The organism is bacterium (assembly GCA_017744355.1).
GTDB lineage: Bacteria > Cyanobacteriota > Sericytochromatia > S15B-MN24 > UBA4093 > JAGIBK01.
Window position 1 is genome coordinate 1 of sequence record JAGIBK010000009.1, and the last position, 25,503, is coordinate 25,503.

General features: G+C 64.5%; 23 protein-coding genes, 1 tRNA gene and 2 pseudogenes. 16 read left to right on the forward strand and 10 right to left on the reverse strand.

The features are described 5' to 3' along the window. Positions 1-194: DNA recombination/repair protein RecA (locus tag J7643_18150; GenBank protein ID MBO9542515.1), on the reverse strand; the 194-nt coding region annotated here is incomplete at its 3' end. 287 nt (positions 195-481) lie between these two features. On the opposite strand from J7643_18150, the gene J7643_18155 reads away from it, so the two are divergent. Continuing rightward, on the forward strand, positions 482-661 hold the full coding sequence (locus J7643_18155) for a hypothetical protein (GenBank protein MBO9542516.1): 180 nt from the start codon (positions 482-484) through the stop codon (positions 659-661). Between the two features lie 70 nt (positions 662-731). Here J7643_18155 and thiL read toward each other — a convergent pair whose 3' ends face one another. Further along, entirely contained in the window at positions 732-1,757 is a 1,026-nt protein-coding gene (thiL, locus tag J7643_18160; protein ID MBO9542517.1) for a thiamine-phosphate kinase, read from the reverse strand. 124 nt (positions 1,758-1,881) lie between these two features. Between thiL and J7643_18165 the strand changes: the two genes are divergently transcribed. From J7643_18165 to J7643_18210, 10 genes and pseudogenes are all read left to right on the forward strand, one after another. After that, positions 1,882-2,859 carry an exo-alpha-sialidase gene (locus tag J7643_18165; protein MBO9542518.1) on the forward strand — a complete coding sequence of 326 codons (978 nt, stop codon included), beginning with the start codon at positions 1,882-1,884 and terminating at the stop codon, positions 2,857-2,859. Positions 2,860-2,935: 76 nt separating this feature from the next. Then, positions 2,936-4,216, forward strand: coding sequence for a C39 family peptidase (locus J7643_18170; protein MBO9542519.1), 1,281 nt, complete (start codon positions 2,936-2,938; stop codon positions 4,214-4,216). Between the two features lie 65 nt (positions 4,217-4,281). Next, positions 4,282-4,353 (forward strand) — tRNA-Val (locus J7643_18175). A 76-nt stretch (positions 4,354-4,429) separates the two neighbouring features. Next, positions 4,430-4,884 (forward strand): annotated as a pseudogene (locus J7643_18180) (hypothetical protein). 198 nt (positions 4,885-5,082) lie between these two features. Next, entirely contained in the window at positions 5,083-6,270 is a 1,188-nt protein-coding gene (locus J7643_18185; GenBank protein ID MBO9542520.1) for a hypothetical protein, read from the forward strand. A gap of 433 nt (positions 6,271-6,703) precedes the next feature. Continuing rightward, a complete protein-coding gene (locus J7643_18190; protein MBO9542521.1) occupies positions 6,704-7,591 on the forward strand; it encodes a hypothetical protein in 888 nt (295 codons plus the stop codon). A 52-nt stretch (positions 7,592-7,643) separates the two neighbouring features. Continuing rightward, complete coding sequence (locus tag J7643_18195; protein MBO9542522.1) at positions 7,644-9,155, forward strand: hypothetical protein; 1,512 nt, start codon at positions 7,644-7,646, stop codon at positions 9,153-9,155. A 31-nt stretch (positions 9,156-9,186) separates the two neighbouring features. Then, the gene (locus J7643_18200) at positions 9,187-9,963 is read left to right on the forward strand and encodes a hypothetical protein (protein ID MBO9542523.1); all 777 of its coding nucleotides are present in this window, start codon (positions 9,187-9,189) and stop codon (positions 9,961-9,963) included. A gap of 265 nt (positions 9,964-10,228) precedes the next feature. After that, positions 10,229-10,474: pseudogene (locus J7643_18205) on the forward strand (hybrid sensor histidine kinase/response regulator). Positions 10,475-10,634: 160 nt separating this feature from the next. Next, on the forward strand, positions 10,635-11,204 hold the full coding sequence (locus tag J7643_18210) for a hypothetical protein (GenBank protein MBO9542524.1): 570 nt from the start codon (positions 10,635-10,637) through the stop codon (positions 11,202-11,204). 109 nt (positions 11,205-11,313) lie between these two features. On the opposite strand, the gene ahpF is transcribed toward J7643_18210, so the two are convergent. The 3 genes from ahpF to J7643_18225 form a co-directional block, all read right to left on the reverse strand. After that, positions 11,314-12,885 (reverse strand): alkyl hydroperoxide reductase subunit F, encoded by a 1,572-nt coding sequence (gene ahpF, locus J7643_18215; protein MBO9542525.1) that lies wholly within the window; start codon positions 12,883-12,885, stop codon positions 11,314-11,316. A 93-nt stretch (positions 12,886-12,978) separates the two neighbouring features. Next, positions 12,979-13,548: a peroxiredoxin gene (ahpC, locus tag J7643_18220; GenBank protein MBO9542526.1), complete on the reverse strand. Its 570-nt coding sequence runs from the start codon at positions 13,546-13,548 to the stop codon at positions 12,979-12,981. A 64-nt stretch (positions 13,549-13,612) separates the two neighbouring features. Further along, a complete protein-coding gene (locus J7643_18225; GenBank protein ID MBO9542527.1) occupies positions 13,613-14,038 on the reverse strand; it encodes a transcriptional repressor in 426 nt (141 codons plus the stop codon). Positions 14,039-14,285: 247 nt separating this feature from the next. Here J7643_18225 and J7643_18230 point away from each other — a divergent pair, with 247 nt between their 5' ends. Then, positions 14,286-15,248: a WYL domain-containing protein gene (locus tag J7643_18230; protein ID MBO9542528.1), complete on the forward strand. Its 963-nt coding sequence runs from the start codon at positions 14,286-14,288 to the stop codon at positions 15,246-15,248. A 29-nt stretch (positions 15,249-15,277) separates the two neighbouring features. Here the strand turns inward: J7643_18230 and J7643_18235 are convergent, their stop codons facing one another. Further along, a complete protein-coding gene (locus tag J7643_18235; GenBank protein ID MBO9542529.1) occupies positions 15,278-16,171 on the reverse strand; it encodes a LysR family transcriptional regulator in 894 nt (297 codons plus the stop codon). A 172-nt stretch (positions 16,172-16,343) separates the two neighbouring features. Between J7643_18235 and J7643_18240 the strand changes: the two genes are divergently transcribed. Further along, positions 16,344-16,748: a hypothetical protein gene (locus J7643_18240; GenBank protein MBO9542530.1), complete on the forward strand. Its 405-nt coding sequence runs from the start codon at positions 16,344-16,346 to the stop codon at positions 16,746-16,748. A gap of 25 nt (positions 16,749-16,773) precedes the next feature. On the opposite strand, the gene J7643_18245 is transcribed toward J7643_18240, so the two are convergent. Beyond that, complete coding sequence (locus tag J7643_18245) at positions 16,774-19,185, reverse strand: hypothetical protein (protein MBO9542531.1); 2,412 nt, start codon at positions 19,183-19,185, stop codon at positions 16,774-16,776. Positions 19,186-19,252: 67 nt separating this feature from the next. Between J7643_18245 and J7643_18250 the strand changes: the two genes are divergently transcribed. The 3 genes from J7643_18250 (at position 19,253) to J7643_18260 (ending at position 23,435) form a co-directional block, all read left to right on the forward strand. Beyond that, positions 19,253-20,065: a response regulator gene (locus J7643_18250; protein ID MBO9542532.1), complete on the forward strand. Its 813-nt coding sequence runs from the start codon at positions 19,253-19,255 to the stop codon at positions 20,063-20,065. A 165-nt stretch (positions 20,066-20,230) separates the two neighbouring features. Beyond that, entirely contained in the window at positions 20,231-20,692 is a 462-nt protein-coding gene (locus J7643_18255) for a hypothetical protein (protein MBO9542533.1), read from the forward strand. 10 nt (positions 20,693-20,702) lie between these two features. After that, entirely contained in the window at positions 20,703-23,435 is a 2,733-nt protein-coding gene (locus J7643_18260; protein ID MBO9542534.1) for an IPT/TIG domain-containing protein, read from the forward strand. 132 nt (positions 23,436-23,567) lie between these two features. Here the strand turns inward: J7643_18260 and J7643_18265 are convergent, their stop codons facing one another. The 3 genes from J7643_18265 to J7643_18275 all read right to left on the reverse strand — a co-directional run bounded on the left by J7643_18265 (position 23,568) and on the right by J7643_18275 (position 25,447). Then, the gene (locus J7643_18265) at positions 23,568-24,080 is read right to left on the reverse strand and encodes an ATP-binding protein (GenBank protein MBO9542535.1); all 513 of its coding nucleotides are present in this window, start codon (positions 24,078-24,080) and stop codon (positions 23,568-23,570) included. 210 nt (positions 24,081-24,290) lie between these two features. After that, entirely contained in the window at positions 24,291-24,653 is a 363-nt protein-coding gene (locus tag J7643_18270; GenBank protein MBO9542536.1) for a DUF488 domain-containing protein, read from the reverse strand. 2 nt (positions 24,654-24,655) lie between these two features. After that, on the reverse strand, positions 24,656-25,447 hold the full coding sequence (locus J7643_18275; GenBank protein MBO9542537.1) for a dienelactone hydrolase family protein: 792 nt from the start codon (positions 25,445-25,447) through the stop codon (positions 24,656-24,658). Positions 25,448-25,503 lie beyond the last annotated feature (56 nt).

Genomic DNA, 25,503 nt, shown 5'->3' on the forward strand with positions numbered 1-25,503 from the left:
GGGCCGTAGATCTCGACGACGCGGCCCTTGGGCAGGCCGCCCACCCCGAGCGCGACGTCCAGAGGCAGGATGCCGGTCGGGACGCACTCGACCTTCATCCGCGCGCTGTCCCCCAGCTTCATGATCGCGCCTTTGCCAAACTGCTTCTCGATTCCGGCGAGCGCCAACTCGAGGGCTTTCGACTTATCTGACATGGAGACTCCTTAACAGTCGGGAGAAGGGGTACGGCGTGCAGGCGCGACCGCAAAGCCACGCCAAGGTCAGCACACCATTGTAGCACGCAGCGTTCGAAAGCCCGAACGGGCGCCATTGAGCCATCCAAGCAAGGGTTGTTCAAATTCACCATAAAGCTCGGCCGATCCTTGGGCGTCCCGCCCATAGGGTCCGAGCGAGGTGGGGCTTACCATCAACTCATTACAAATCGTTACAAACCCAGTCCTCTTTCCAGCCCATCCCCCCCTCACGATAAAGGAGCGCGGCGATGATCGAAGCAGAAGTGCAACGCAACGATGAGATCCTCATGCAGCGGACCTACTACGAGCCGTCGCTCAGTCTCGAAATGGTCCTCAAGCAGCTCGAGATGTACATCGTCGCCGAGCAGCTCAACAACTGCGCCGAGTGCCTCCTGAGGGTGCGCTTCAGCAACCTCTCCAAGCAATAGGCTTTCTCCCGCCCGCCTTCCTCGGCGTGTGGGGAAAAGCCGACCAACTCGAAGCCTTTCCCCGTTCCGATCAGCCGAAGTGCTGGAAGGTGCGCGAGGTCTCGAGGCGCACGACGCGCCCGATCGCGTCCTTCAGGCTCGCGCCCGTCTCGCCTGCGCGACAGCGGCCCACCACCGTGCCCGTGGCCTGGCTTGCGGCGATCGCCGCAAGCGCCGCGGGGACGTGCGCATCGGGGCAGGTGAGGACCAAGTTGTAATCCTCGCCCCCGTACAGGGCCCACTCCAGCGGATCGACACCCGCCAGGCGCGCGGCCTCGCGGGTCTCGGCGGTGATGGGGAGGGTCTCGGCGTCGAGCTCCAGGTGCAGGCCGTTCGCGCCGGCCAGCCATAGGACCGAGCGCGCGAGCCCGTCGCTGTTATCCATCAAGGCAAGGCGTTTCCCCAGCGCCGAGAGGGCGCAGCCGGCCTCCACCTGGGGGATCGGGCGGCGGTGCGCTGCTGCCAGTGCCTCGCGCACCTGAGGTGCGAGGGGCTCGGCCTCGGCGGGGTGCTCCAGCACCCATAGCCCGGCCGCCGACGCCCCTACCGGCCCGGTCACGATCACGGCGTCACCAGCCTGAGCGTCGGTCCGCATGAGGGGCGCTCGCGCTTCGCCGACCACCGTGACGGCGATCGTGACGCCGTCACCCGAGCGCACGGTGTCGCCCCCGACGATGAAGAGGCCGTAGCGGCTCGCCAGCGCCTGGGCGCCCTGGTAGAAGGCTTCGAGCCACGCAAGGGGAACGTCGGCTGCCAGCGCCAGCGACACCGTCGCCCAGCGGGGCACGGCCCCCATACCGGCGACGTCCGAGACGTTGACCGCCATGGCCTTCCAGCCCAGATCCCATGGGGAGATGGTCGAGCGACGGAAGTGCACCCCTTCGACCAGCAGATCGGTGGTGGTGACGGCCTTGAGGCCCGCCGAGACCTCGGTCACGGCCGCGTCATCGCCGATGCCGACCCAGCCCTCGGGCATGGCCTGGACGCCGATGGCCCGGGCGATCGCCGCGATCGCGGCGTCCTCCCCCATGGATCCGACGGTTTGTGCTTCGGCCATCCCTGCTCCTCCAATCCGGGCGCCATCGCCCTGTAGCTTCACCCAAGATTAACCTATACTTGGGTCAGTTTTTCCCTCGCCTGCGCGATAACCTCAGAGAATCACCGCCGAACGGAGACGTCGCATGGTCCGAAGCCTCGCAACCTTGATCGCCGCTGCCGCCCTCACCGGGTGCGGTGCGAACGGCATGCAAGGCGCGCCCATCGGCGATGCGGCACCTCAGGTCGCCCAGGGCTGGCAATCGGTCAAGGTCGCCCCGGAGGGCACCGCGCCCTGCCTCGTTTCGCGCAAGGCCGGCGGCTACGCCCTCGCCTACGCCACCGACAAGCTGGGGGATCGCCACGTCTACTTCACCTCTTCGTCGGACGGCGAACGCTGGACCCCGCCGGTCGTGGTCGCCAAGGGTCCCCTGAGCGACGAGGCCCCCGCCCTCTGCGAGGACGCGTCGGGCACCCTCCACCTCTTCTTCGGATCCAACCGCACCGAGCGCTACGCCGTGTACGAGACCACCTCGACCGACGGCCAAGGCTGGAGCGCCCCCGAGGCCCTGCCCAGCGATCTCAAGGACGACCAGGACGGCAACTTCCCCGCGATCGCTCCTTTGCCCTCGGGCGGGCTTGCGATCGCCTACGAGACTTACGCCGGCATCCGCTTCCGCACCCGCAGCGCGCAGGGCAAGTGGAGCAACGGCGAGACCGTCGCCACCACCGCGGGTGAGCCCGCCCTGACGGCCGGCCCCGACGGCAAGATCACCCTCGCCTACGCGTCCTACCAGAAGCTCTACGTCCGCACCCGCACCGCCCAGGGCACCTGGACCTCCGCCTCGGCCCTGACGGGCGCGCCTGCCGAGAGCCCGGCGCTTGCCGCCGACGGCAAGGGCGGCCTCTGGCTGGTGCACGCTCAAGAGACGGGCGACTTCTTGAACCTGGCCGAGCGCAGCTACGCGAACGGCCGCTGGAGCGAGGCAACCGCATTCACCCTCGGCGAAACCGACGACCAGACTCCGTCGGCCCTCTTCTTGCCGGACGGAAAGCGCGCAGTGGCCTGGAGTTCGAGCAAGGCCGGACGAGCAAGCGGGCTTTACTTCGCACGATCGCAATAAATCGGCAAAAAACGCGCAAGGACGGGGCTTCCCGAGGGTATAACAACAGAGCAAGGGAAAGGACAGGAGCGAGCCAATGGCCACGATGCTTCAACCGACGATGCCGAACAAGCGCCTCTTGGGCGAAGTCCTCGTCGACGGCGACTTCATCTCCCACTCGGACCTCAACCAGGCCCTCGAGAAGCAGCGTGAGACCAACGAGCGTCTCGGCGAAACCCTGTTGCGCCTCGGCGTGCTCTCGGAGATGGAGCTCAAGGCGGTCCTCGCCAACCAGGCGGATCTCGACAGCCCCGACGCGATGGAGTCGGCCGAGGGCGTCCGTCATCGCCTGGGCGACATCCTTCTCAAGGCCAAGCGCGTCCAGCCCCGCCAGCTCGACCGCGCCCTCGAAGAGCAGAAGCGCACCAACGAGAAGCTGGGCGAAGTCCTCCTGCGCTTTGGCGTCATCACCGCCGCCGAGCTCGACGCGGTCCTGACCTGGCAGCAGGGCGCCCACTCGAACGGGACGACCGCCGTCAAGCTGATGCTCGGCGAGATCCTGGTCGCCACCGACGTCATTAGCCGCGACGACCTCAAGCGCGCCCTCGAGTCCCAGCGCCTCACCAAGAAGCAGATCGGTGAAATCCTGGTCGACACGGGCATGGTCAAGCCCAACCAGATCGCCCAGGCCCTCAAGATCCAGTCCAAGCTCTTCTCGGCCGCCCTCGTCGCGATCCTCGCCGCGGGCACCATGACCGGCTGCGGCGTGACCGCGCCTGGCATCGACGCGACCAGCCAATACGGCAACAACCAGCACGGCGCGATCGTCCAGTACAAGGCAGCGCCGGCCCAATCGGCCCAGAGCACCGACAAGGTCACCGTCTACCAGAACGGCGCCCGCGTCATCAACAACGTGCCCTTCTTCGCGCAGAACTCGCGGGACAACACCTGCGCCCAGGCCGCCTCGGCAGTGCTGTTCAACTACTGGGGCGTCGACGTTTCGTATCAGCAGGCCGTCAACGAGTCCAACCGCTTCAACCTGGGCACCACCCCCGCCACCGCCCAGAGCTACCTCAAGAGCAAGGGCCTGAACGTCCAGCCCTACCGCAAGGGCACCGTGGACTTCATCAAGTCGCTCGTCGACGCGGGCCGCCCGGCCATGGTGATCCTCGACTACGAAGGCGCCGTCCACTGGGTCGTCGTCGTCGGCTACAACGACGCGACCGACCGCCTGATCATCCACGACAGCATCAGCGGCCCGCACAGCACCATGAAGGTGAGCACGTTCGAGCAGCGCTGGCAGAACAAGACCATGACCGGGATCCCCGTCGTGGGCGGCCAGAACTACGAAGGCGTCGTCTTCGACGTCTCGAAGTAAGACTTCAAGCAGGCTTGACTTACGTTATGCCTGGGTTATAATGGGGAAACCTCGAAAGAGGCCCTGGGCGTATAACTCAGCGGTAGAGTACTACCTTCACACGGTAGGAGTCACTGGTTCGAATCCAGTTACGCCCACTCATAGAAGCCCTGGTAGAAATGCCAGGGCTTTTTTGTTTGCAGGTGACACGACGCAGGGAGCGGGGGGGCCCGCATTCTCGTTCCTCTCCCGGATCGGGACTTCGACGTGACCGAGGTCGCGACTCCCTGGCATCGCTTCAAGGAGTCCGGCTTTGAGGTCGGCTTTTCGACGATCCAGGGGGGCTGCAGGCTACGGTCCGCGACTTCTTTGCGCAAGACAGAACCGTCGGCGCCATCTGTCATGGGGTCATCGTCTTGGCCCGCACGCGCCTCCCCGAGACCGGCCAGAGTGTCATCTACGACCGACAGGTCATGGGGCTGGTCAAGAGCCTCGAGCTGACGGGCTACTTCCTGACCTTCTGGAAGTTGGGCCGCTACTACCGCACGTATGCGGCCTACGTCGAGGATGAGATCAGGGCAAACCTCGCCGATGCCTCGCAGTTCAAGCAGGGGCGGACACCTTGGATTCCAAGCATCGTCCGGGCTCGAAACCTTATTACCACGCGGTGGCCCGTCGATGCCGAGTAGTTTGCCGACGCGATCATCCAGCAGGTGGCGGGTGCTTGAGGCAGGCTTCGACTGGGTCAACCGAGGGTGTCAGTTCAATTCGATTTGGCCGCTATTAAAATCTCATCAAGAGTCGATTACTTCAGGAATGGGCTCGCTTCTCTTACCTGATAGATACTGATATCCGTGGAACGGCAGCACAGGTAGAGGAGAAGAGAGTTGTCGAATTTTGAGGTAAACAAGGGTCCTAATCCGATGACGTTCTTTGCCGCTGCTAGTGTTGAGACCCGCCTAGCCGCAGCCGTACAGCCTGCCGAGGCGTTCGTTCAGGTTTCAGTCAGGCATACGGTCAGTTCGGATCTGAACTTGGCCATGTCTGGGCTCGGCGTCCTGGTAGCTGCGGCGGGTGGTGTCCCTGCAGGAGGCAGTTCGTCAATCGCTGCAGATGCCAACGTCTCGCAGAGCACCAGTCCCAAGCAGTACGAAGCTGAGGTGGCTCTGACGGGTGCTAAGCAAGCACTCGACAACGCCGTCCAGAAGGCCAAGGCCGAACTCTTAACTCTCCAGGCTTTGGCCAGCCGAGTCCAGTTCGCCCAAGGCGGGGAGCTCGATGCGCTAGCCCCCGAGCAGCGCAAGAAAACCTTCGATAACTATCTCAGCCGGGCCCAGGCAGCGCTCGGGACGGTCCCACCGGACGCGGAGGCCTTTCGGTCGCATCTAAGTCATGCGCTGACGGTCTTCAACCCGACGACCGAGATTCAGAAGCGCTATTACGGTCCGGCGGTGCCCGGCCCCGAGTCGAGCAAAATCATGACCCAGCTAAAATCCCTGATCAAGCAGACTGGCTATAAGGGAGACGCTGCCACCAACCCGGTTAGCCTCTTTGCCTTGCGGGGTAACGTCATCGAAGCGCAATCGACGCTCGATACCATCAAGGACGCGGCGGCCCAGGCGAAACGGGTCCAGTTGAAGGCAGCCGAGGCCGACAAGGCACAGGCCCAGGCAGTAGCCTTGCGCGATAGCTACCAGGCCGTGCGCACCGAAACCTTATCGACAGTCGCCTCATTTGAATCGAGCCTACGGACTCAGCTCACGTCCCTCATGGGCCAGTACGCCAACCAGCCCGAGGTGGTCAATGCCATGGGCGAGGCTCTCATTCAACTCGCAGGCGCCGCAGATGCCTTCCGGCTCGCCCAATATGGCCAAAGCAAGCAGTTCCTAGACAAGCTCAAGCAAACCCTTACGGGACTGCCAGGGGTGGACTTAACGGAGATTAACCGCATTGCCCAGCGTGTGGTGCAAACGCAACAGGCTGCGAACCTTTCCTGGACGGCCACCCACAAGGCGACCCGTCTGTCCCAAGAGCACGAGCGCATGAACGCTGGATTTCTCAAGGCGATTGCATAATTGATTCATCAAGGCTGGTTCTAAGCTCGTCCAACCTATCCAGTTATGCCCACTACCTAAAAACTAGGCGGCAAGTCGATCCTGGCGATCAATGACTTGTCGCCGTTTCTGTGCACTGAGAGCTTTGGTCAACTCTTGGTCACAAGCTAGTTCTAAAGTCGTCCAGCCAGGCCCACTCTTGAACCCCGGATCAGCGATTCACCTCGCTTTCCGGGGTTCTATTCTTTTGACGTGTGAGACTTCTTTTTGAATCACTATCTAAAAAATTTGCTACTCGATCGAAAGATAATGCTCTATACCTTGAATTTTTGACGACCTATCCTGGAAAGATTGACTTCTTGCCGCCCTTACCGCGGCACTCACGTGAAAAGCTCAGGTGCCGGAGTCGACGGGCTCGCCATGAACGTCCAGATGGACAGGAGACTGATTGCATATGAGAAAGGCCGCGCTACCCTTCATCTTGCTCGCAACGACCTTGACGGTCGCTTGCACGTCCGATCCTGCGGGGCTCGCTGGTGCCAGGAACGCCAACGCGAAGCTGTCCCTGGTGGCCGCCGTCCAAGATGGTTCTTTCCGGACGCAAGCCGTCCTCGACCCTTACACCAGGTCCAGCATCGCTCACGTGACGTTCAAGCTTTATACGGTTTCAGGGGACCAGGAAACCGCCGTGATCCGCGACGGATCGCCGGTCGAGCTCGACGTGGCATCCGGTTCACTGGATCTGCCCTTCACCTTCGAGAATCTGCGCAACGACACCACGTACCGCGTGAAGGCTTCAGCCTACAAGGCCGCAGGGACGGCGATTGCCGACCTGATCTCGACCCAGGATGTCAGCTCGTCGCTGGATATCGCGATTGGGAAAGACGTGACTCCCGCGCTCCAACCGGTGCCGGTCAAGCTGGTCGATCGGCTCTTCGCGGCGACCGGTACCACCAACCTCGCGGTGACGGATGGCGCGTACACCTTCCAGAACGAACGAATCACCGTGGGGCCCCGGACCATTACCATCACGGGAAGCAAGGCCACGTGGTGGAGCGTTGATGGCGGGCAAACGACGTACGCCACTGTCCACACCTTCCGGCCCGTCTTCGACACGTCGAAGCTCGGAACCGCCGTCTTCAGAGGCGTGACCAAGTACGTCGTTCCGACGAACTTCATCAACTCCACCTCGAACGTCATTCAGATCCAGGATGGCCACGGCTTCAATGCGGATGGGAGCTGGACCGGACACTCCCTCGGGTTGCTGCCGAACGCCACGGGCAGTCTGAAGCTGGTCGTCGGTGACGATTCGGCTCTTAACTACTCGATCTTCTACCCCTAAGAGATCGACTGGAACATTCGGCGCCCCGCTGAATCGAGACAAGGATGTCCACATGAAACAACTCTCGCAAGCCACTCTGCTGGCCGCGAGCCTGCTGATGGTCGGCTGTGCCGACCTCAAGCCGCCGGCGTCCATGGCGCCCACTGCCACCGTGGCCGCAACCCGCAAGCTGGTCCTTGTGCCGCGCCTCGTCGATGGCGGCTACGCGGCCTCGTCCGTCGTGGCGCGGCACACCTCCCAGAGCATCGATCACCTGGTGATCAAGCTCTTCACCGTCGGCCAGGACGCCGAAACCCCCGTCTTGGGTGCCGGCGGGACGCCTGTCCAGGTGGACCTCGGGCGCGATGAGCTGAGCAACCCCATCACCATTTCGGAGTTGCATGCCAACAAGACCTACCGCGTCCGGGCCTACGCCTATCGTGCCGCCGGAACGAACGTGGCCGACCTCATCAGCGATCCAGAGGGGTCGTACGTCGACGTGACCGTCACGACCGACGATCGGCCGGCGATGGCGCAGCTCAAAGTCACCCTCACCGATGTCCCCTTCTCGGGAACGGCGACCTCGAACGGGGTGACGGTGCTCGATGGCGGTTACAGCCCGGTCGCCCCTGAGAGCATCACCATCGGAAGGCTCGGCACCCTGCAGCCCAAATCCTCGGACGTCCCCATTACGAACACCGGCGGCGGCTACTCCGAGCCCGTGCGCATCGGAAACCGCGTCTACCAAATGGGTAACAACAACGACGACAACACCAAGGTGATGGTCGCCGATGTTCGGCCTGATGGGAGCCTCTCGACCTTCGTGGAAGCGGGAGTGAACCTCACGGTGCCTCGCACGGCCTATCGTCGGGCGATCATCGGGAATCGCCTTTACGTCTTCGGCGGGTATAACGCCCTGACCGATACCTTCATGAACACCATCGAGGCAGCAACCATCCAACCAGACGGTACGCTCGGTGCCTTCCAAGTGGTGAACAGCCACTTGGTACAGCCGATGGGCAGCTTCGGGTTGCACGTGGGCGGTGGCAAAGTCTACGTCTTTGGCGGCTACAACCATGACAACGGGACGTCGACCACCCAGGTGGCGTCCATCGGCCCGGATGGGACACTTGGGAGCTTCGTGGCCTACCCGGCCATCAACCTTCCCACTGCCATGTCCGGTTTCGCGACGGTTCGTGCCAACCAGGCGCTTTACCTCCTCGGCAATGGCTTTGGGCTGCGTAACAGCGTCCTGAAGGCGCCGATCAACCCGGATGGCTCGCTCGGCAACTTCCAGGACACGGGCGTGACCCTCACGATTGGTCGCGACGCCTTGAGCGGGGCCTTCATCGGCGGCAAGCTTTACGCCATCGGTGGGTTCAGCCCCAACCCCGGCGGAACTCCGCTGTCCTCCATCGAGGCGGCCACGGTCAATGCTGACGGCAGCCTGGGAGCCTTCTCCGTCCTCGGCGGGGCCTCGCTGACCCCCGGCGAGTGGGGGCACGAGAGCGTGATCGCGGGCAACTCGCTGTACGTCTTCACCAGTGGCCACGTGCAGCGCTTCCCGATCCAGGTTCCGAACTGATCGCCCCCGCTTGCCTGCTTGAGGTAACCCCATGAAACCCATTCGATCCATGGTGCTTTTGTTTCTAGGCCTCTGCGGCTGCGCTCACGTCAGTCCGCTTGCGAGACCTGAGGCCGGCGGCGCCACGCTGACGCTCACCCCCCGCTATCAATCGGGCGGTTATCGTGCCCAGGCGGTCGTGCCCCAGGTCGACGTCACCAGCGTGAATCACCTCGTGCTCGCGCTGAACCGCGTCACGCCGGGGGGAGAAACGCCGGTCCTTAGCACGGGTGGCGTCCCCGTCACGGCCGATCTCAGTCGCGCGGAACTGAGCAATCCCATCACATTCGAGCACCTCACGCGTAACACCACGTACCGGATCCGCGCTTACGCGTACCGGGGCGCCGGGACGGACCCCAGCGACCTCATCAGCGTCACGGCGGAGTCGTACGTGGATGTGGCGGTGGGCGACGACGACCGGCCCGCGCTGAGCCCGCTGACGGTCAAACTAACGGCGACGCCGTTCGCGGCGAGCGCGAGGGTGTCACTCAGCGCGACCGGCTCGGTGCTGTTCACGTCGCTCGATCTCGGCTTCTACTCCCTTGCCGGTAACACGGAGACCCTCGTCGCGACGCGGAGCCTCCGTGCGGAGGATGTCCCCTCCACGGTCTCATTCGGGAATCTTCAGGCCATGACGACCTACCGCCTGAAGGCTCAAGCCAAGGACCTGAATGGCCAAGCGATCGCCGGTGCCGATGCCCAGCTGGACGTGGCCGTCGTCAACGACACCGATGTCACCACGAAGAGCCTGCAAGTCTCGGTTCCCTAGGCCCTTCCGTAAAGGCGGAAACGGTTCTAAATTCGCCCAGCCAGCCCCACTGAGCCGCCAACTCCAGTCTTCTGGAATTGGCGGCTTTTCTATTGAAGATAGGCTCACCGGAGGCTTTGATTGGTTTTGGGGAGTGAGTGGCGGTGACGATCGCAGAAGACACGACCGATCCTGCCTACCTCCGTGGAATGGAACGCCTCGTCGAGATGATCCAGGAACTCTCGATGGCGCGTAGCCTCGAGCGCATGATGGAAATCGTGCGCTCGAGGCCGTCCTTTACGTCCGGGACAACGGCGTTGGCTTCGACAGGGCACAAGCCGATCGCCTCTTCCGCTCCTTCGCTCGTCTCAGCTCGGACCAGGAGTTCCAGGGGACGGGGATCGGACTGGTGACGGTTCGACGCATCATTGAACGCCATGAGGGTCGCATCTGGGCAGAAAGTCAGCCAGGAAAGGGCGCGACCTTCTTCTGGACCTGGCCTGGAGCCATCACGCATCGGCAGTCCACTTAGCCCCTCTCGTGGTTCGAAAGTTGACGCCCCAGGATCGGGCGGGGGATTGCGTCCCATGCCCCGTCTTGATAGCCGCTTGCGCCAAGCCGGGTAGAATCATGGAGCAACCACCCGAATGGAGGCATGTCATGCCGCTACGCGTTCGTCAGACAGCGACCAGATGACATCGCTCGATCGCCCGAAGCTGGTCGTGACGCTGCTCAGCAGCCTCTACTTTGGAGATGTCATCCTCCACCCGACCAAGTGGCGTCTACTGGATAGTTTCAACCTGCTCGTCCATGAGGCGGGGCACCCCCTGTTCGGATTCTTCGGGGAGTTCATGGGCTTTGCCGGCGGAACCCTGATGCAACTGCTGGTGCCTATCGCCTTCCTGGTGTCGTTCTATCGCCAGGGGCAACCCTTCTCCAGCTCATTGATGCTCTTCTGGCTCGGCCAGAGCCTCATCAACGTTTCAATCTATGCGGGCGACGCCGTGGCCATGGAGCTGCCATTATTTGGGGCGGGCGATCGCATTCACGACTGGAACTGGATGCTCGGCGAGCTAAACCTCTTGGGGGCGACCCCCGTCATTGCAGGTGCGGCCCGTCTACTCGGAATGCTCAGCATCATCCTGGGGTGTCTCTGTTGTCTACGATTGGCGGGGCTCAAGCTGCCCGTCAATTCAAGCGCCCCGACTTCAACTCGGACGATTTCTCAGCGATCGCGCCAAGGCAGGACCTTCCGGCGCTAGAGGTTGTTGAATAACCTGAGGTCTAAACTCGCCCAGCCAAGCCCATCGTTCAACAGCCCCCGGGTCGAATGACTCGGGGGCTGTTGGTCTCACTTGCCTTGCGCAGGCCTTACGCTTGCGACGGCTCCAGCGGCGCCGACGTGCGGATCAGGTGGTCGAACGCCGAGAGGCTCGCCTTCGTTCCCTCGCCCATGGCGATGATGATCTGCTTGTAGGGAACCGTCGTGCAGTCCCCCGCCGCATAGACGCCAGGCAGCGACGTCTGGGCGCGCGCGTCGATCTCGACCTCGCCGTGCCGCGAGAGGTTCAGCGTGCCCTTGAGCCACTGGGTGTTCGGCAGCAGGCCGATCTGGACGAAGACGCCTTCCAACTCGATGCGGTGCGTTTCGTCGCTCTCGCGATTCAGGTAGGTAAGACCTGTCACCTTCTGGCCGTCGCCCAGGACCTCGGTGGTCTGGGCGTTCAGGTGCACCGTGACATTCGGCAGGCTGTACAGCTTGCGCTGGAGCACCGCATCGGCGCGAAGCGCGTCACCGAACTCCAGCAGGGTGACGTGGGCCACGATGCCGGCCAGGTCGATGGCCGCCTCCACGCCCGAGTTGCCGCCGCCGATGACCGCCACGCGCTTGCCCTGGAACAAGGGCCCGTCGCAGTGGGGGCAGAAGGTGACACCCTTGGTACGGTACTCGGCCTCGCCGGGGACACCCATCTCGCGCCAGCGGGCACCGGTCGCGATCACGACCGTTCGGGCCTTGAGGGTGGCGCCGCTCGCGAGTCGCACGTGGTGGATCCCATCGCCCGGGATAAGCTCCTCGGCGCGCTGGACGGGCATGATGTCGACGCCGTACTCCCGTACGTGCTGCTCCATCGCGACGGCGAGTTGCGGGCCTTCGGTATGCTTCACCGAGATGAAGTTCTCGATGGCCAGGGTGTCCAGCACCTGCCCGCCGAAGCGCTCGGCCACCACGCCGGTGCGAATCCCCTTGCGCGCGGCGTAGATGGCCGCCGCCGCCCCTGCGGGGCCGCCGCCCAGCACCAGCACGTCGAAGGCCTCCTTGGCGTCGAGCTTCTCGACCTCGCGCGCCGCCGACGCCGTGTCGAGCTTGGCAACGATCTCTTCGAGGCTCATGCGCCCCTGGCCGAAGGGCTCGCCGTTCAGGAAGACGGCGGGCACCGCCATGATCTGACGGTCCTTCACTTCGTCTTGGTACAGGGCGCCATCGACCATCACGCTCTCGACGTCCGGGTTGAGCACGGCCATCAGGTTGAGCGCCTGCACCACGTCCGGGCAATTGTGGCACGACAGCGAGATGAAGGTCTCGAACTGGAACTTGCCCCGCAGGCCCTTGATCGCCTCGATGGTCTCGGGCTCCACCTTGGGCGGATGGCCGCCGGCTTGCAGGAGCGCCAGGACCAAAGAGGTGAACTCGTGGCCCATGGGCAGGCCGGCGAAGTGAATGCGCCCCGGCTCGCCGACGGGCGCCACCGAGAAGGAGGGACGACGCGAAGCGGTGCCATCCTCGCGCGCGCTCACCTTGGGTGAGAGGGCGGCGATGTCGGAGAGCAGGGTGCTGATCTGCCGCGAGGCGTCGCTATCGTCGAGCGAAGCGACCAGTTCGATGGGGTGCTGGAGCTTTTCGAGATAGGCGGCCAGCTGAGCCTTGATCGCATCGTCGAGCATAGGGAATCTCCTGCCTGGGGATGAAAGGGGATGCCGTTTTGATGAGGGGGAGTCCTCTCCCGGGGATGGCCCCGGGAGAGGACGGGATGGTCGTTAGATCTTGCCGACCAGGTCCAGGGACGGCGCCAGGGTGGCCTGGCCTTCCTGCCACTTGGCGGGGCAGACCTCGCCCGGGTGCGAAGCCACGTACTGAGCGGCCTTGATCTTGCGCAGCAGCTCGTTGGCGTCGCGGCCGATGCCACCGGCGTTGATCTCGATGAGCTGGATCTTGCCCGAGGGGTCGATCACGAAGGTGCCGCGCTCGGCGAGGCCGGCCTCTTCGATCATGACGCCGAAGCTGCGGGTGATGGCGCCGGTCGGATCGCCCAGCATGGGGAACTGGATCTTCTTGATGGTCTCGGAGGCGTCATGCCAGGCCTTGTGGGTGAAGTGGGTGTCGGTCGAGACGGAGTAGATCTCGACGCCCATCTTCTTGAACTCGGCGTACTGGTCGGCCAGATCGCCCAGCTCGGTCGGGCAGACGAAGGTGAAGTCGGCCGGATAGAAGAAGATCACGGACCACTTGCCCAGGAGGTCGGCGTTGCTGACCTCGACGAACTTGCCGTTGTGATAAGCGGTCGTCTTGAAGGGCAGGACTTCCGTGTTGATCATGCTCAGGTTCATGCGGTTTTTCTCTCCTATGATGGGGGGCTGGGGGGAAACGGGTGAGTGGGACCGAGGGGCGGCGTCATGAGGGTTGGCGCCTGCCGCGAATCAACACCTCCATCCCCTGTACCTGGTAATCAGGCCCGAGATCGGCGTCGATCCGGACACGTTCGATAGGCAGATCGACGATCTCGCCGCTCGCGACGTCCAGGAAATGGAAGTGATCCCCAACGTTGGGGTCGTAGTGCAGGCTCTCGGAATGCGGGAGCTTCAGCTCCTTGAGCAGGCCGGCCTCCACGAGGATGCGCAACGTGTTGTAGACAGTCGCCAGACTCAACTTGGGGAAGTTTTGATCCGCCCAATGCTTGATGTCCTCCGCGGTCGGGTGATCCGCCTCGCAGAGCACGTGACGGCAGATCGCAAGCCGCTGAGCCGTCGGGTTGATCCCGGCATTGCGCAGCAGTTTCTCGATTTGCTCGCTGGTCAAGCAGTCGCGTCGGTATTGCATGGCCTTAGAATAATTCTAAATTTATCATCTGTCAACAACATGCGAGACGGTACTCCCTCTCGCCTCCCTTGAGAGCGCTGGGTCAAGCTTATTTTAATATATCGTTACAGTTCCATGCGCCTTTCGGCAGGCCCCTCATCGGGAAGGAACGCTCGGCGGGGCTTTCTTCTCTCGGGGCGGTCCGCTTATTCTTGACATAGGCTGTCATATTAGCCGTCGTATGCTCGAAGCCCTGGAGGAAGCGCCCATGCGTGCCGATCGCCTGCTCTCGATCCTGCTGCTCTTGCAAGGCCACGGCCGTCTGACGACCCGCGCCCTGGCCGAACGCCTCGAAGTCTCCGAACGCACCATCCACCGCGACCTGGAGGCCCTTTCCGGCGCCGGGGTGCCCGTGGTGGCCGACCGCGGCCCCAAGGGCGGATGGCGGCTGCTAGATGATTACCGGACCGACCTCACGGGCCTCTCGGGCGCCGAGGTCCTGGCCCTCTTTCCGCCCCGGCCGGAACGGGTGATGACCGACCTGGGCCTCGACAAGGACGCGCAGGCCGCCGCCACCAAGCTCCTCGCGGCCCTGCCCGCGCGGCACCGCGAGAGCGCCGCCTTCTTTCAAGAGCGGGTCCACATCGATACCACCGCCTGGCGTGAGCCGAGCGAGACCGTGGCGGCGTTCGGGGTGCTTCAAGAAGCGGTGTGGCGATCGCGACGGCTCGCCGTCACGTACCGGCGCGCCGACGGCGAGACGGTCTCGCGCGTCCTCGAGCCGCTGGGGCTGATCGCCAAGGGGGCCACGTGGTACCTGGCGGCCGGTTGCGACGGGGAAATCCGGAGCTACCGTGCCGCCCGCGTGGTGGAGGCCGCGCTGCTCGACGAGGCCTTCGAGCGGCCTCGTGACTTCGACCTGGCGGGTTTCTGGGCCGAAAGCGCCGCCACGTTCGTCTCGAAGCTGCCGGAGTTCCGGCTGGTCGGCCGCGTTTCGCCCGAGTTGCTGCCACAGCTACCGCATATCGGCCGCTACTCCAAGGTAGAGCGGGTGGAGGCGCCCGAGGCCGATGGCTGGTGCCGGGTACAGGTACGCGTCCAGACGGAAGAAGAGGCGATCACCTACGCGCTAGGGCTGGCGCCGCGCTTCGAGCTCCTCGAACCCCCGTCGCTACGGACGCGCCTTGCGGAGCAGGCAGCACAGGCGGCCGTCATGTACGCCGCGCCCTGAGGCCCAAGACGCCGTTTCGGGAATGGCGGCTAAGCGCGACCCATGAGGGTGGTCTGGTGCTCGGTGAGCACCTCGATCGTGGCGCGAAGCGCGGCCGATCGGGCGGCATTGGGCTGCCAGGCGAGGTAGTACTCCTCGAAATAGGGCTGCGGCGGATCCGCCACGACGGCTAGACGACCTTCACGCACGTGCGCTCGCACCGCAGGCTCCGGCACGAACACGGCCCCCACGCCCGCCTCGACGAGGGCGATCGCCGACTCGAGCTGGTCGGCCTCGGCCACGACGTTCCGAGGACAGTCGGCAGGCCAGTGATCCCCCATGTGGCGCTCGGAGGCGCATCCCCCATCCTTCGGCCAGAAGTGGCCGGGCATTACGTATTCCAGCGCGTGCCAGGGCACGGGCTCCTGGGGCCTGCCGACGATGACGTAGGGCACGCGGCTCAGCAGACGCGCGGCGAAGGTCTCGCGCGAGGGCTGGTAGGGCAGGACGATCAGGTCGAGTTCGCCGGCCGCAAGCCAGCGCTCCTGCTCCGCGGGCACCATGCCGTACAGGCGCGGTTTCAGGTGGCGGTGGCGTGCTCGCAGAGTGGCGAGCGCATCGGCGAGAAGGTACTTGTTCCCGAAGGCCGTGCTCCCGATCGAGATCGCCCCGGCCGGCTCCTCGGATTGCAGGTCCGAGAGCTGCTGCTCGACTGCATCGACCGCCTGCAGGATACCGGGAATCGCCGCTCGCAGCGTACGCCCGGCCGGCGTCAAGGTCTTGGCGCGCGGACCACGCTCGAGGAGCTTGACCTGGTAATGGCGCTCGAGGCCCGCCAGGGCGTTGCTCAGCGCCTGCGGCGTCACATGCAATCGCTCTGCCGCCTGGGCGAGGCTCGAGGCCTCGCTCATCACGATGAAGTACCGTAGCCAGTCGAGATTCATCTCGCGCGCGCTCCTGCTCTAGCCGCTAAATCTTCCTTCTCTGCTTCGTACCCTGAGCAAGCACCGGCAGCATCAAGTGTCGCTTGATAGCCCTCAACGAACACTTGCTTCAATCAAGCCGCCCGGTGCGCTAATAATAGCCACAAGGTTAAGTTGAGATTAGGAGGAAGTTATGAAGTACGCCTGGATCGTCGCCATCGGTTCCGCTCTCCTGTTGAGCGCTTGTGGCCAGCCCGGCCTCGTCTCGCCCGGCGCTTCGAAAGCTTCCCCGAACGTGAAGGCGGCCGGCCTCCCCCTCCCCGGCGGCACCGACCTCAACGGCGAAACCGATCGCGATCGCGCCATCGACGTCTTCCAGGCCTACCTGAACAAGACCTATCCCAAGAGCCGGACGGGTTTCGTCTACTGCCTGACCAAGCCCGCCCCCGGCGCAACGTACGTGCTTCAGGCCGATGTCCGCACCCCTGATAACAAGGGCGTGATGTGCGTCGTGCGCGCCACCCTGACGGGCAGCAACCCGGGTTCGGTCTGGGGCAGCAAGTACACCATCACCTCGGTCGAGGAACTGCCCCGCTAAGAGCAGATCGACGGCCCGCCTGTTGCTAGCGCAGCAGGCGGGCCTCTTTTTCAGGCGTCATCGCCGGCTGGGCGTTGAGCGGGATCGTGAACCAAAAGGCGCTACCGTGCCCAGGCTCGCTTTCGACGCCGATCTCGCCGCCGTGGGCCTCGACAATGGCCTTGGCGATGAAGAGCCCCAGACCGACGCCGCGTCCCCCCGCCTGCTCCAGCCGCTTGAAGCGCTGGAAGAGGTTCGGTTGTTCTTCCTTGAGAATCCCCTGTCCCGTGTCCACCACCTCGCACCGCAGGTGATCCGCGGTGCGCTCCGCCTTGACCCGGATGGTGCTCCCCGCGCCCGTGTGGTTGATGGCGTTGACGAGGAGGTTGCGCAGGACCTGGCCGAGGCGCTGGGGGTCACCCTCCATGTCGGGCCAATCGTCGGGCACCAGGTTCTCGAGGTGCTGGCGCTTCTGCGCGCCCAAGGGGGCGAGATCCTCGATCGCCCCCTCGACCAGCTCCCGGAAAGCGCAGGGGCGCCGGTGGAGGGTGAAGTGGCCGGCCTGTAGTTGCCCTGCGTTCAGGAGGTCGCTGATCAGCAGGGAGAGTTGCTCGGCATTGCGGTAGATCCGGCCGAGGTAGGTTTCGAGGGTCTGAGCGCTCACGGCCTGCCCATCCAACCTCAAGAAGCTGAGCGCTCCCATGATGACGCTGACCGGCGTCTTCAGCTCGTGGCTCACCAGGTTCAGGAACTGCTCCTGCATCTCCTTGGACGCCTCGAGCACCGCGATGTGGTGGGCCTGCTGCTGCTCCTTGCGCACAGCGTCGTGCAGGCTCATCCGCAGGGCCAGGGTGTGGGCCAGATCCGTGATGAGCTGGCGATCGCGCGTCGAGAAGGGCTCGCCAGATCGCTTGGTCCCGAGCTGGAAGAGGCCCAGCACTTCGCCGTGAAGCGAGATCTTGAAGGTCTCGGCATCAGGGAAGTCGGAGGGCAAAGGCAAAGGCTCCGGCGCGCCTCCGGGCAAGGTCCCGAGGACCCCTGCCAGGTGCCAGTAAGGGGGCTCGGGCACCTTCCGGAAGGCGGCGCCGTAGGTGAGGTGGAGGGCCCCGTCCAGCAGGCCGAAGAACGTCTGCGAAAGCTCCGTGATGGTCGGGGTCTCCTGGGCGCAGCGGGCGAACTCGGCGCGGATGGCGTCGGCATCGTAAGCCGAGCGGAAGAAGGTCCTGTCGAGCCAGGCCTTGGTCCGATCGCGTAGCGGGGCGAAGGCCAGCGCCACGATCGCCGTGGCCACCATGTTGGCGAACGGCGACTGGCCGCCGATCAGGGCTCCGATCAGGGCCAGGATCGAGGAGTAGAGCGTGAACAGCAGAAGGCTGATGAGCGCGTAGGTGAGGGCGGGCCTGAAGAGGAGGTCGATGTCGAACAGGCCGTGACGAACGATCGCCACCCCGATCGCGATCGGCAGCATGGCGCAGGAGGCGGCGCCAAGGTTCAACAGCACCCCGTTGCTGCCCGCGAGCAGGGCGATGACGAGCCCCACGGCCGGCAGCACGGCGAGCCCCGCCCCCCACAGGAGGATCCTGGCCTGCGCCTTCTCCGTGATCGAGCTGGTCCGACTCGTCAGGGTCCAAGCCGTGTTGACGAACAAGGCCATCCCCCCCAGTCCCGCGAAGGCGCACGGCACGATGTAGCTCCACTGCGCGTGGGAGGCCTGGGGGTAGAACAAGATGCTGTAGGCGGCCAGCAGGATGCCGGCCAACACGATGAGCGCCTTGGCGCGGCCCAAGGGCACGCCGAGCTGGCGCGGGAACAGCAGGGCCAGGTTCAAGCCGGAGGCGCCGAACGCGCCGAGGGCCAGGAGGCTCGGAACGTAGCCGGGCCAGACGTAGGTGGCGCTCGAGTCGAACAGGGTCAGAAAGTGAGCGCTGCCGCCGAGGCAGAGGGCCAGGTGGGCACGGGCCAGGGGATCGCCCGGCTTCAGAATGGAGACGACGATCCCCATCACCAGGTAGGCGATCGCCGCCAGCCAGTTGCCCAGGAAGATGGAGCACCAGTTCAGCAGGGTGAAGCGCTCGGTGGCGATGGTCCTGGTAAAGCGCTGCTCGCGGCCGTCCCAGGAGGTGCGGGCGATCTCGTATTGCAGCAGGGTCCCGACGGGCACGGAGGCGACGTGATCATAGAGCGCCTGGCTGGAAGCGAGCGGTCGCTGGTCGACGCCGATGATCCGGTCCATGGGGCGCAGGCCGGCCTTGGCCCCGCTCCAGGCATCGGGGAGCTGGAGGTCGATCTTCTGCCCCCTGAGCACCATGAAGCCGGGGAAAGGCCGATCGATCCAGGGGATGGCGACCCCCAGCATGAGGCCGGCGTAGAGGGCCAGGACGACGGAAAGTACGGCGGGCCAGAAGCCCATGCCGCGAATCGCGGTGCGAAGGCGTCCGTCCATCTGCTGAGCGCTCATGAGCCTCGTTTCCCCTCGCGTTCCTTCGCGTTGTGACGCAGCCTGGCAAGTAGGGTAAGCATAACGTATGGAGCAACCGTCCGATACCAGTCGTAAGCAGCATCGTGCCCGGGTTCTGGTCGCAGAGGACGAAGAAGACCTGCGCCTGACCATCTGCGACTGGCTCGCGATGAAGGGCTATGCGGTCCAGGGAGCCCAGGACGGCCTCGAAGCCCTGGAAATCGCCTCTCGGCAGGCCTTCGACGTCGTGGTGACAGACCTCAAGATGCCGCGGTGCGACGGCTTGCACCTTTTGAGCGCTCTCAAAGCCCGGGATCCGCTCGTCCAGGTCATCTTCCTGACCGGCCAAGCCTCGATGAACGACGCGATCGAGGCCCTGCGCCATGGGCGCAGCTTCGACTTCCTCCAGAAGCCCTTGAACGACCTTCGCCTGCTCGAGCAGGTGATCGAGCGCGCGCTCGCGCATCGCGCCCAGCAAGCGGACCTGCCGCCCGCCTCCGAGGAGGCGTCCCTTCCGGCCCAGGCGCTGCCGCCCGGCGTGAGCGAGGAGCCGGTCCTGGTCATGGCCTTCAACTTCCTCGAAGCCCACTTTCGCGAGCCCATCGGCCTGCGCGAGGTCGCAGCCGCCACGGAGTACTCCCCGGCCTACCTCACCAACCTCATGCGCCTCAAGACCGGGAAAACCATCCAGCAATGGATCCTGCACTACAAGATGACCGAGGCGCAACACCTCCTCTCCACCACCGACTGGCCCATCCAACGCATCGCTGCGGCGCTGGGCTACTCGGACGCGAATTACTTCCACCGCCAGTTCCGCCAGGCGCTCGGAAGCTCGCCGCAAAGTTGGCGTCTTGCGGGCACATCATCGGATCGCGCCTGATTCATGGCCTTGCGCACGCTTGTGCGTGCCCGACGCTGAATCGCCCTGCTGCCCGCGACATGAGCGATAGATCGTCCTACCCGATCGAAAGATCATCCATAGCAATCCACACTCCCAGTTTCCTATGCTTGCTTGAAGACAAGCGTTCATCGCATAGGAGACCTCATGTCGCGATTCATTCTCACCGCGCTGGCGGGAGCGGTGCTGCTCACGGGCTGCCCCTCTCCTGGCGGCGACACCGTGGAGCCCGGGACCTCCGATCAGCCGGACAGCGAGACCCCGGCCTTCAAAACTCAGGCGAGCGTCACGCTGAGTCTCTCGGGGGCCATCCTCCGGGTTGATCACGTCGAGACGGCGCTCTTCAGGATCGAAGGCGGCACGGAGGTGGTGGTGCCAGGAACGGGCGTCACGATCCGCCGGGACGACTTGCCCCGGACCGTTTCCTTGACCGACCTGCACGGCAGCACGACCTACCGTCTCAAGGCCCAGGCCTACGACGCCACCAACCAAGCGGCGGCGACGAACTCCACCGACATCGTCGTGGGGAGCGACACGCCCCCTGCCAGCCAGAGCCTGAAGCTCTCGATCCTCGAAATTCCCTTCGCGGGATCCATCTCGCAACCATAGGAGCACCTTGATGCGCAAGCTGAGTCTCACATTGACTCTCCTCACCACCATCTCGATGGTTGGTTGCCGCTTTCCGGGCGGCCTTCCCACCCTCAACCAGCCGGGCCTGGGAACGATCGAAGGCACTGCCGTCCGCCAGCCGGCCCCGCCCTTCGCTGGCCGCGTGACCTTCGCCCAGCGCTCCGCGCTGACGAGCATGACGGATGTCGCCAGCGGCGCGACCGTCTCGTTGATCAACACCGGCACCAACCAGACCGTCTCGACGGCCCTGACAAACGCCAACGGCGAGTTCGTCCTCAACTTCTCCAACGGCTACGTGGCCGACCCCACCGCGACCTACTTCCTCGAAGCGGTCAAGGGCATGAACGCCAACCAGGCTGGAAACCACGCGGTGCGCGTGCGGACGATCGCCAAGTACAGCACCGGCTGGACCAGCATCACCAGCGCCACCCCCGGCAGCGGCACGGTGATCAGCCCTTCGACCACCGCCCTCTCCATCGGCGCGGGGCTCGTCAACGGCAACCCGAATCCCTTCAATTTCTCGTCCTTGGTAGGCTCCTTGACCGGGGGCGCCACCGGGGCGTACCAGGCGGTCAGCGGACTTTCGGCCGATGAGCACACCGCCATCCTGGGCCTGGTCGAGACCATCCTGGCCGATGGGCAGGACCCGGTCGCCAACGTCGGGATGACCCGGGACGATGGGCAAACCCACTGGACCCGGCTCAACGTGGCTCCGGTCATCACCGCCTTCACCCCGGCTCAAGCCATGGTCGCTGCGAGCGTGACCGTGAGCGGCTCGGGCTTCAGCCCGATCGCCGCCAGCAACATCCTCAAGTTCAACGGCGAGGCAGCCGTGCCCACGAGCGCGAGCACGACCGGCCTGACGACGAATGTCCCGGCTGGTGCGACCTCAGGGCCGACCTCTCTCCAGGTCGGTAACTTGAGCGTCCTCGGGCCCAACTTCTCGGTCCTGCCGACGATCAGCGACTTCGCCCCCAAGCAGGGTGAGCCCGGAACGCTCGTCACCCTCACGGGAACGGGCTTCGACGGCAAGGTCCGGACGAACAACCTGGTCGAGTTCGACGGGGTTGCCGGCACAATCACCGAGGCCAAGGCGACCAGCCTCAAGGTCCTGGTCCCCGCGGGGGCTGGCAACGGCCGTATCACCGTGACGGTCAACGGCCAGCCGGTCACGACCACCGACACCTATTTGGCCGTCTCCGTCATCCGGACGGTTGCCGGCACCTGGGCGCCCAAGTCGACGTTGGCCGCCGACTGGCAGGCGCCCTATCAAACCATGGCCTTCGACGCCGACGGCAATCTCTACACCGCCGCATCGGCTCTCAACCTGGTGTTCAAGATTTCCACGTCGGGGATTCTCACGACCGTGGCAGGAAACGGCATCACGGGATTTGACGGGGACGGCGGGCCCGCCACTGCCGCCAAGCTGAACAATCCTCAGGGCGTGGCCGTGGATGCCCAGGGCAACCTCTACATCGCCGATACGGACAACCACTGCATCCGTAAGGTCACAAACGGTGTGATCACGACCGTGGCCGGAAACGGCGCGTCGGGATTCTCGGGGAACGGCGGGCCTGCCACCAGCGCCAAGCTGTACTATCCTCAAGGCGTGGCCGTGGACGCAACGGGCAACCTCTACATCGCCGATACGAACAATCAACGCATCCGCAAGGTCACCAACGGCACGATCTCGACCGTGGCCGGAAACGGCAGCTACGGATACGACGGAGACGACAAGGCAGCCACCAGCGCCAGGCTGGCCTATCCTCGTGGCGTGGCCGTGGACGCATCGGACAACCTCTACATCGCCGATACGAACAATGGCCGCATCCGAAAGGTCAGCAACGGGACGATCGCGACCGTGGCCGGCCGCCCCGCTTCTAGCGGAGCCCTCGCGGGCGGAAACGCCCTGAGCATTGCGCTCGGCGCCCCCTCGGCGGTGGCGGAAGCCAAGAATGGCGACCTCTACATCGCCGATTCGAACAACGACGTGGTCTGGAAACTCAGCCAGGGCAACCTCTCGGTCGTGGATACCGGCACCGAGGAGCTGAGCTATCCCCTGGGCGTGGCGGAGGCCAAGAATGGCGACCTCTACATCGCCGATTCGGGCAACAATCGAGTCCTCAAGGTCACAAGCGACGGCACCACCTCGGTCGTTGAGATTGACGGCATGTACCAGCCCAACGCCGTGGCGGTGGACAAGGACGACGCGCTCTACGTCTCCAGCGGGGACAGTAAGAAGGTCATCAAGGTCGAAGGCGAGACCATCACGACCGTATACACCGACGACAACAAGCGCCCTCGCGGCGTGGCGGTGGATGCCACGGGCAACCTCTATCTCGCCATCGCGAACGAGCCCCAGGTCCTCAAGGTCAGCCTCGACGGCACCGTCACGGTCGTGGCCGGAACCGGCGGCTACGGGTACTCGGGGGACGGCGGGCTGGCCACCTACGCTCGAATTGGCAAATCGAACGGCCTGGCGGTGGACGCCTCGGGCAACCTCTACATCGCCGACAGGGAAAACAGTGTCATCCGCAAGGTCGACCTGAAAACCGGCCTGATCTCGACCGTGGTCGGGAACGGCATGGACGGGTACTCGGGCGACGGCGGCGCGCCCGCCAAGGCCCAACTGGACGAACCGCAGGGCCTGGCGATGGGTGCATCGGGCACCCTCTACATCGCCGATACCGATAACCGGGTCGTTCGTTCCATCGGGTTCTAACCCCCGAGGAGTTTCGGAATCGGTATGCCAGAGGCAGGGGGATCACCCCTGCCTCTTTTTCGATCCCAAGGCAAGCGCTCACTCAAAATTTTGCGACACCCTTAAGCTCATTCAGGCCGCCCCCTTCATCCGCTAGCGGTAGGTCACGACGGTGAAGCCCTCATCCGGAAATGGGGGGACGAAGTACTTCGTTATTGCATCGAACTCGGCGTCACTGGTCTTGAATTCGTGAGCGCCCGTTTCGTTGCGCAGTCGCAGACGTGCCTTGCACTCCTCGTCCGAGACGTCGAGGTAGTGCAGACAATGAGTGGCCTGGACTTTCTCGACGAGCTCTCGCATCCATTGGCGACTCCCGCGCGTGTTCGCGGGAAAGTCGAGGACCACCGAGAGGCCGGCACGCAGCAATTGCTCGATATGACCGCTCATGGCATCGCGTAGCCGCGTCGTGCAGCGAACATAGTCCGCGAGGGCGCTTATCTCACCCGGATAGAGGCGATTGAGCCATTCGTCCTCGCTGATCAGGACGGTCTTCGGGGCAGCCGCCAGTTTACGGGTCAACGTCGACTTTCCCGCCGCGATCTTTCCGCACACCAGGTGCAGCGTCGGAGCTTGGGCCTTCTGTCGGGTTGGATCTTGAGCTTCCATGGAGACCTCCTGCTTGGTCGAATCGTCCCCAGGAGGTAGCAAAAAACCCGCCTCGCTGGGGCGGGTTTCGTCGACGGCACTAAAGCAAGCGAAAACCCACCATTCAATGAATGGCGGTAATGATCACGTCGGCTTGCAGGTGCGCGTAACTCATGACTCCTTTATGGCCGACATCATGGGGGGTTGTCAAGGAACTTGAAGGCCCGGGCGTCAGCGCCTCGCCTTCAAGTGCTCCTCGATGACGCGCTTCAGGACCACCGCCTGGTTGTGCTCCGTGTCCTTCGCGCCGTAGACCAGCGTGATGTGCCCATGGCGCGCAGCCGCAAGGAGCGGGCTCAGGGCCTCTGCCTTGGATGACAGCTCATCACGATAGCGCGCCTCGAACTCGCGCCACCGCTCGGGCTTGTGACCGAACCAGCGTCGCAGCTCCGTGCTCGGCCCCAGGTCCTTGAGCCAGGCGCTCAGTTTCAGGTGCTCTTTCGTGACCCCTCTTGGCCAGAGGCGATCGACCAGGAAGCGATCCCCGTCCTCAGGGGCAGGTGCCTCATAGGCACGCTTCAAGGCGATCGTCATGCTCAAGCCCCCCCGAAGATCTCGCGGAGGAACAGCAGCAGCGCCTCCCACGATCGCTTATCGGCCTGGGCGTCGTAGGCGACGCCCTTGGAAGGGTCGTTCCCAGCCGCCGGGTTCGTGAAGGCGTGAACCGCCCCCCCATAGAGGTTGATCTGGTAGTTCACGTGACCTCGACGCATCTCGTCCTGGAAGGCGAGCACGTCCTGCATGGTCACGGCCTTGTCCTCGGCGCCGTGCAGCACGAGGACCTTGCCCTTGAAGTGGCTCGCCGTCGGGTTGGGCGTATCGAGGCTGCCGTGGAAGCTCACGGTGCCGGCCATGTCGACGCCGCTGCGCGCAAGCTCAAGGGCCACGCCACCCCCGAAGCAGTAGCCCATGGCGGCCATCCGGGCGGGATCCACCTCGGGGCGCGCCGCGAGCACGTCCCAGGCCGCCCGGGCCCGGGCGCGCATCAGGGCGCGATCGCGCCGCAAGGCGCCGGCCAGCTTGCCTGCCTCATCGGGGGTGCGCGCCACCACGCCCTTGCCGTACATGTCGGCGGCGAAGGCCACGTAGCCAAGCTTGGCCAGCTCCTCGGCACGGCGCTTGGGATAGTCGTTCAAGCCCCACCACTCGTGGACCACCATCACGGCAGGACGCTTGCCCTTGTGGGCGTCGTCGAACACGAGCAGGCCCTCGAAGGTCTGGCCGTCCTGGCGGTAGGACACCGTTTCCTTGACGATTTTCGCGTCGGCTGGCGCAGGGCTCATGAGCACCCCCAGCGTGGCCATCGCGAGAACAAGATGTCGACTCATACCACCCTCCTTCGCTCATTCATGATGACCGGTGACCTTCGCTCCCTCTCAAGGCC

Coding starts and splice junctions, on each gene's coding strand:
- J7643_18155 (MBO9542516.1), top strand. CDS start 482: ATGATCGAAGCAGAAGTGCAACGCAACGATGAGATCCTCATGCAGCGG.
- thiL (MBO9542517.1), bottom strand. CDS start 1,757: ATGGCCGAAGCACAAACCGTCGGATCCATGGGGGAGGACGCCGCGATC.
- J7643_18165 (MBO9542518.1), top strand. CDS start 1,882: ATGGTCCGAAGCCTCGCAACCTTGATCGCCGCTGCCGCCCTCACCGGG.
- J7643_18170 (MBO9542519.1), top strand. CDS start 2,936: ATGGCCACGATGCTTCAACCGACGATGCCGAACAAGCGCCTCTTGGGC.
- J7643_18190 (MBO9542521.1), top strand. CDS start 6,704: ATGAGAAAGGCCGCGCTACCCTTCATCTTGCTCGCAACGACCTTGACG.
- J7643_18195 (MBO9542522.1), top strand. CDS start 7,644: ATGAAACAACTCTCGCAAGCCACTCTGCTGGCCGCGAGCCTGCTGATG.
- J7643_18200 (MBO9542523.1), top strand. CDS start 9,187: ATGAAACCCATTCGATCCATGGTGCTTTTGTTTCTAGGCCTCTGCGGC.
- J7643_18210 (MBO9542524.1), top strand. CDS start 10,635: ATGACATCGCTCGATCGCCCGAAGCTGGTCGTGACGCTGCTCAGCAGC.
- ahpF (MBO9542525.1), bottom strand. CDS start 12,885: ATGCTCGACGATGCGATCAAGGCTCAGCTGGCCGCCTATCTCGAAAAG.
- ahpC (MBO9542526.1), bottom strand. CDS start 13,548: ATGAACCTGAGCATGATCAACACGGAAGTCCTGCCCTTCAAGACGACC.
- J7643_18225 (MBO9542527.1), bottom strand. CDS start 14,038: ATGCAATACCGACGCGACTGCTTGACCAGCGAGCAAATCGAGAAACTG.
- J7643_18230 (MBO9542528.1), top strand. CDS start 14,286: ATGCGTGCCGATCGCCTGCTCTCGATCCTGCTGCTCTTGCAAGGCCAC.
- J7643_18235 (MBO9542529.1), bottom strand. CDS start 16,171: ATGAATCTCGACTGGCTACGGTACTTCATCGTGATGAGCGAGGCCTCG.
- J7643_18240 (MBO9542530.1), top strand. CDS start 16,344: ATGAAGTACGCCTGGATCGTCGCCATCGGTTCCGCTCTCCTGTTGAGC.
- J7643_18245 (MBO9542531.1), bottom strand. CDS start 19,185: ATGAGCGCTCAGCAGATGGACGGACGCCTTCGCACCGCGATTCGCGGC.
- J7643_18250 (MBO9542532.1), top strand. CDS start 19,253: ATGGAGCAACCGTCCGATACCAGTCGTAAGCAGCATCGTGCCCGGGTT.
- J7643_18255 (MBO9542533.1), top strand. CDS start 20,231: ATGTCGCGATTCATTCTCACCGCGCTGGCGGGAGCGGTGCTGCTCACG.
- J7643_18260 (MBO9542534.1), top strand. CDS start 20,703: ATGCGCAAGCTGAGTCTCACATTGACTCTCCTCACCACCATCTCGATG.
- J7643_18265 (MBO9542535.1), bottom strand. CDS start 24,080: ATGGAAGCTCAAGATCCAACCCGACAGAAGGCCCAAGCTCCGACGCTG.
- J7643_18270 (MBO9542536.1), bottom strand. CDS start 24,653: ATGACGATCGCCTTGAAGCGTGCCTATGAGGCACCTGCCCCTGAGGAC.
- J7643_18275 (MBO9542537.1), bottom strand. CDS start 25,447: ATGAGTCGACATCTTGTTCTCGCGATGGCCACGCTGGGGGTGCTCATG.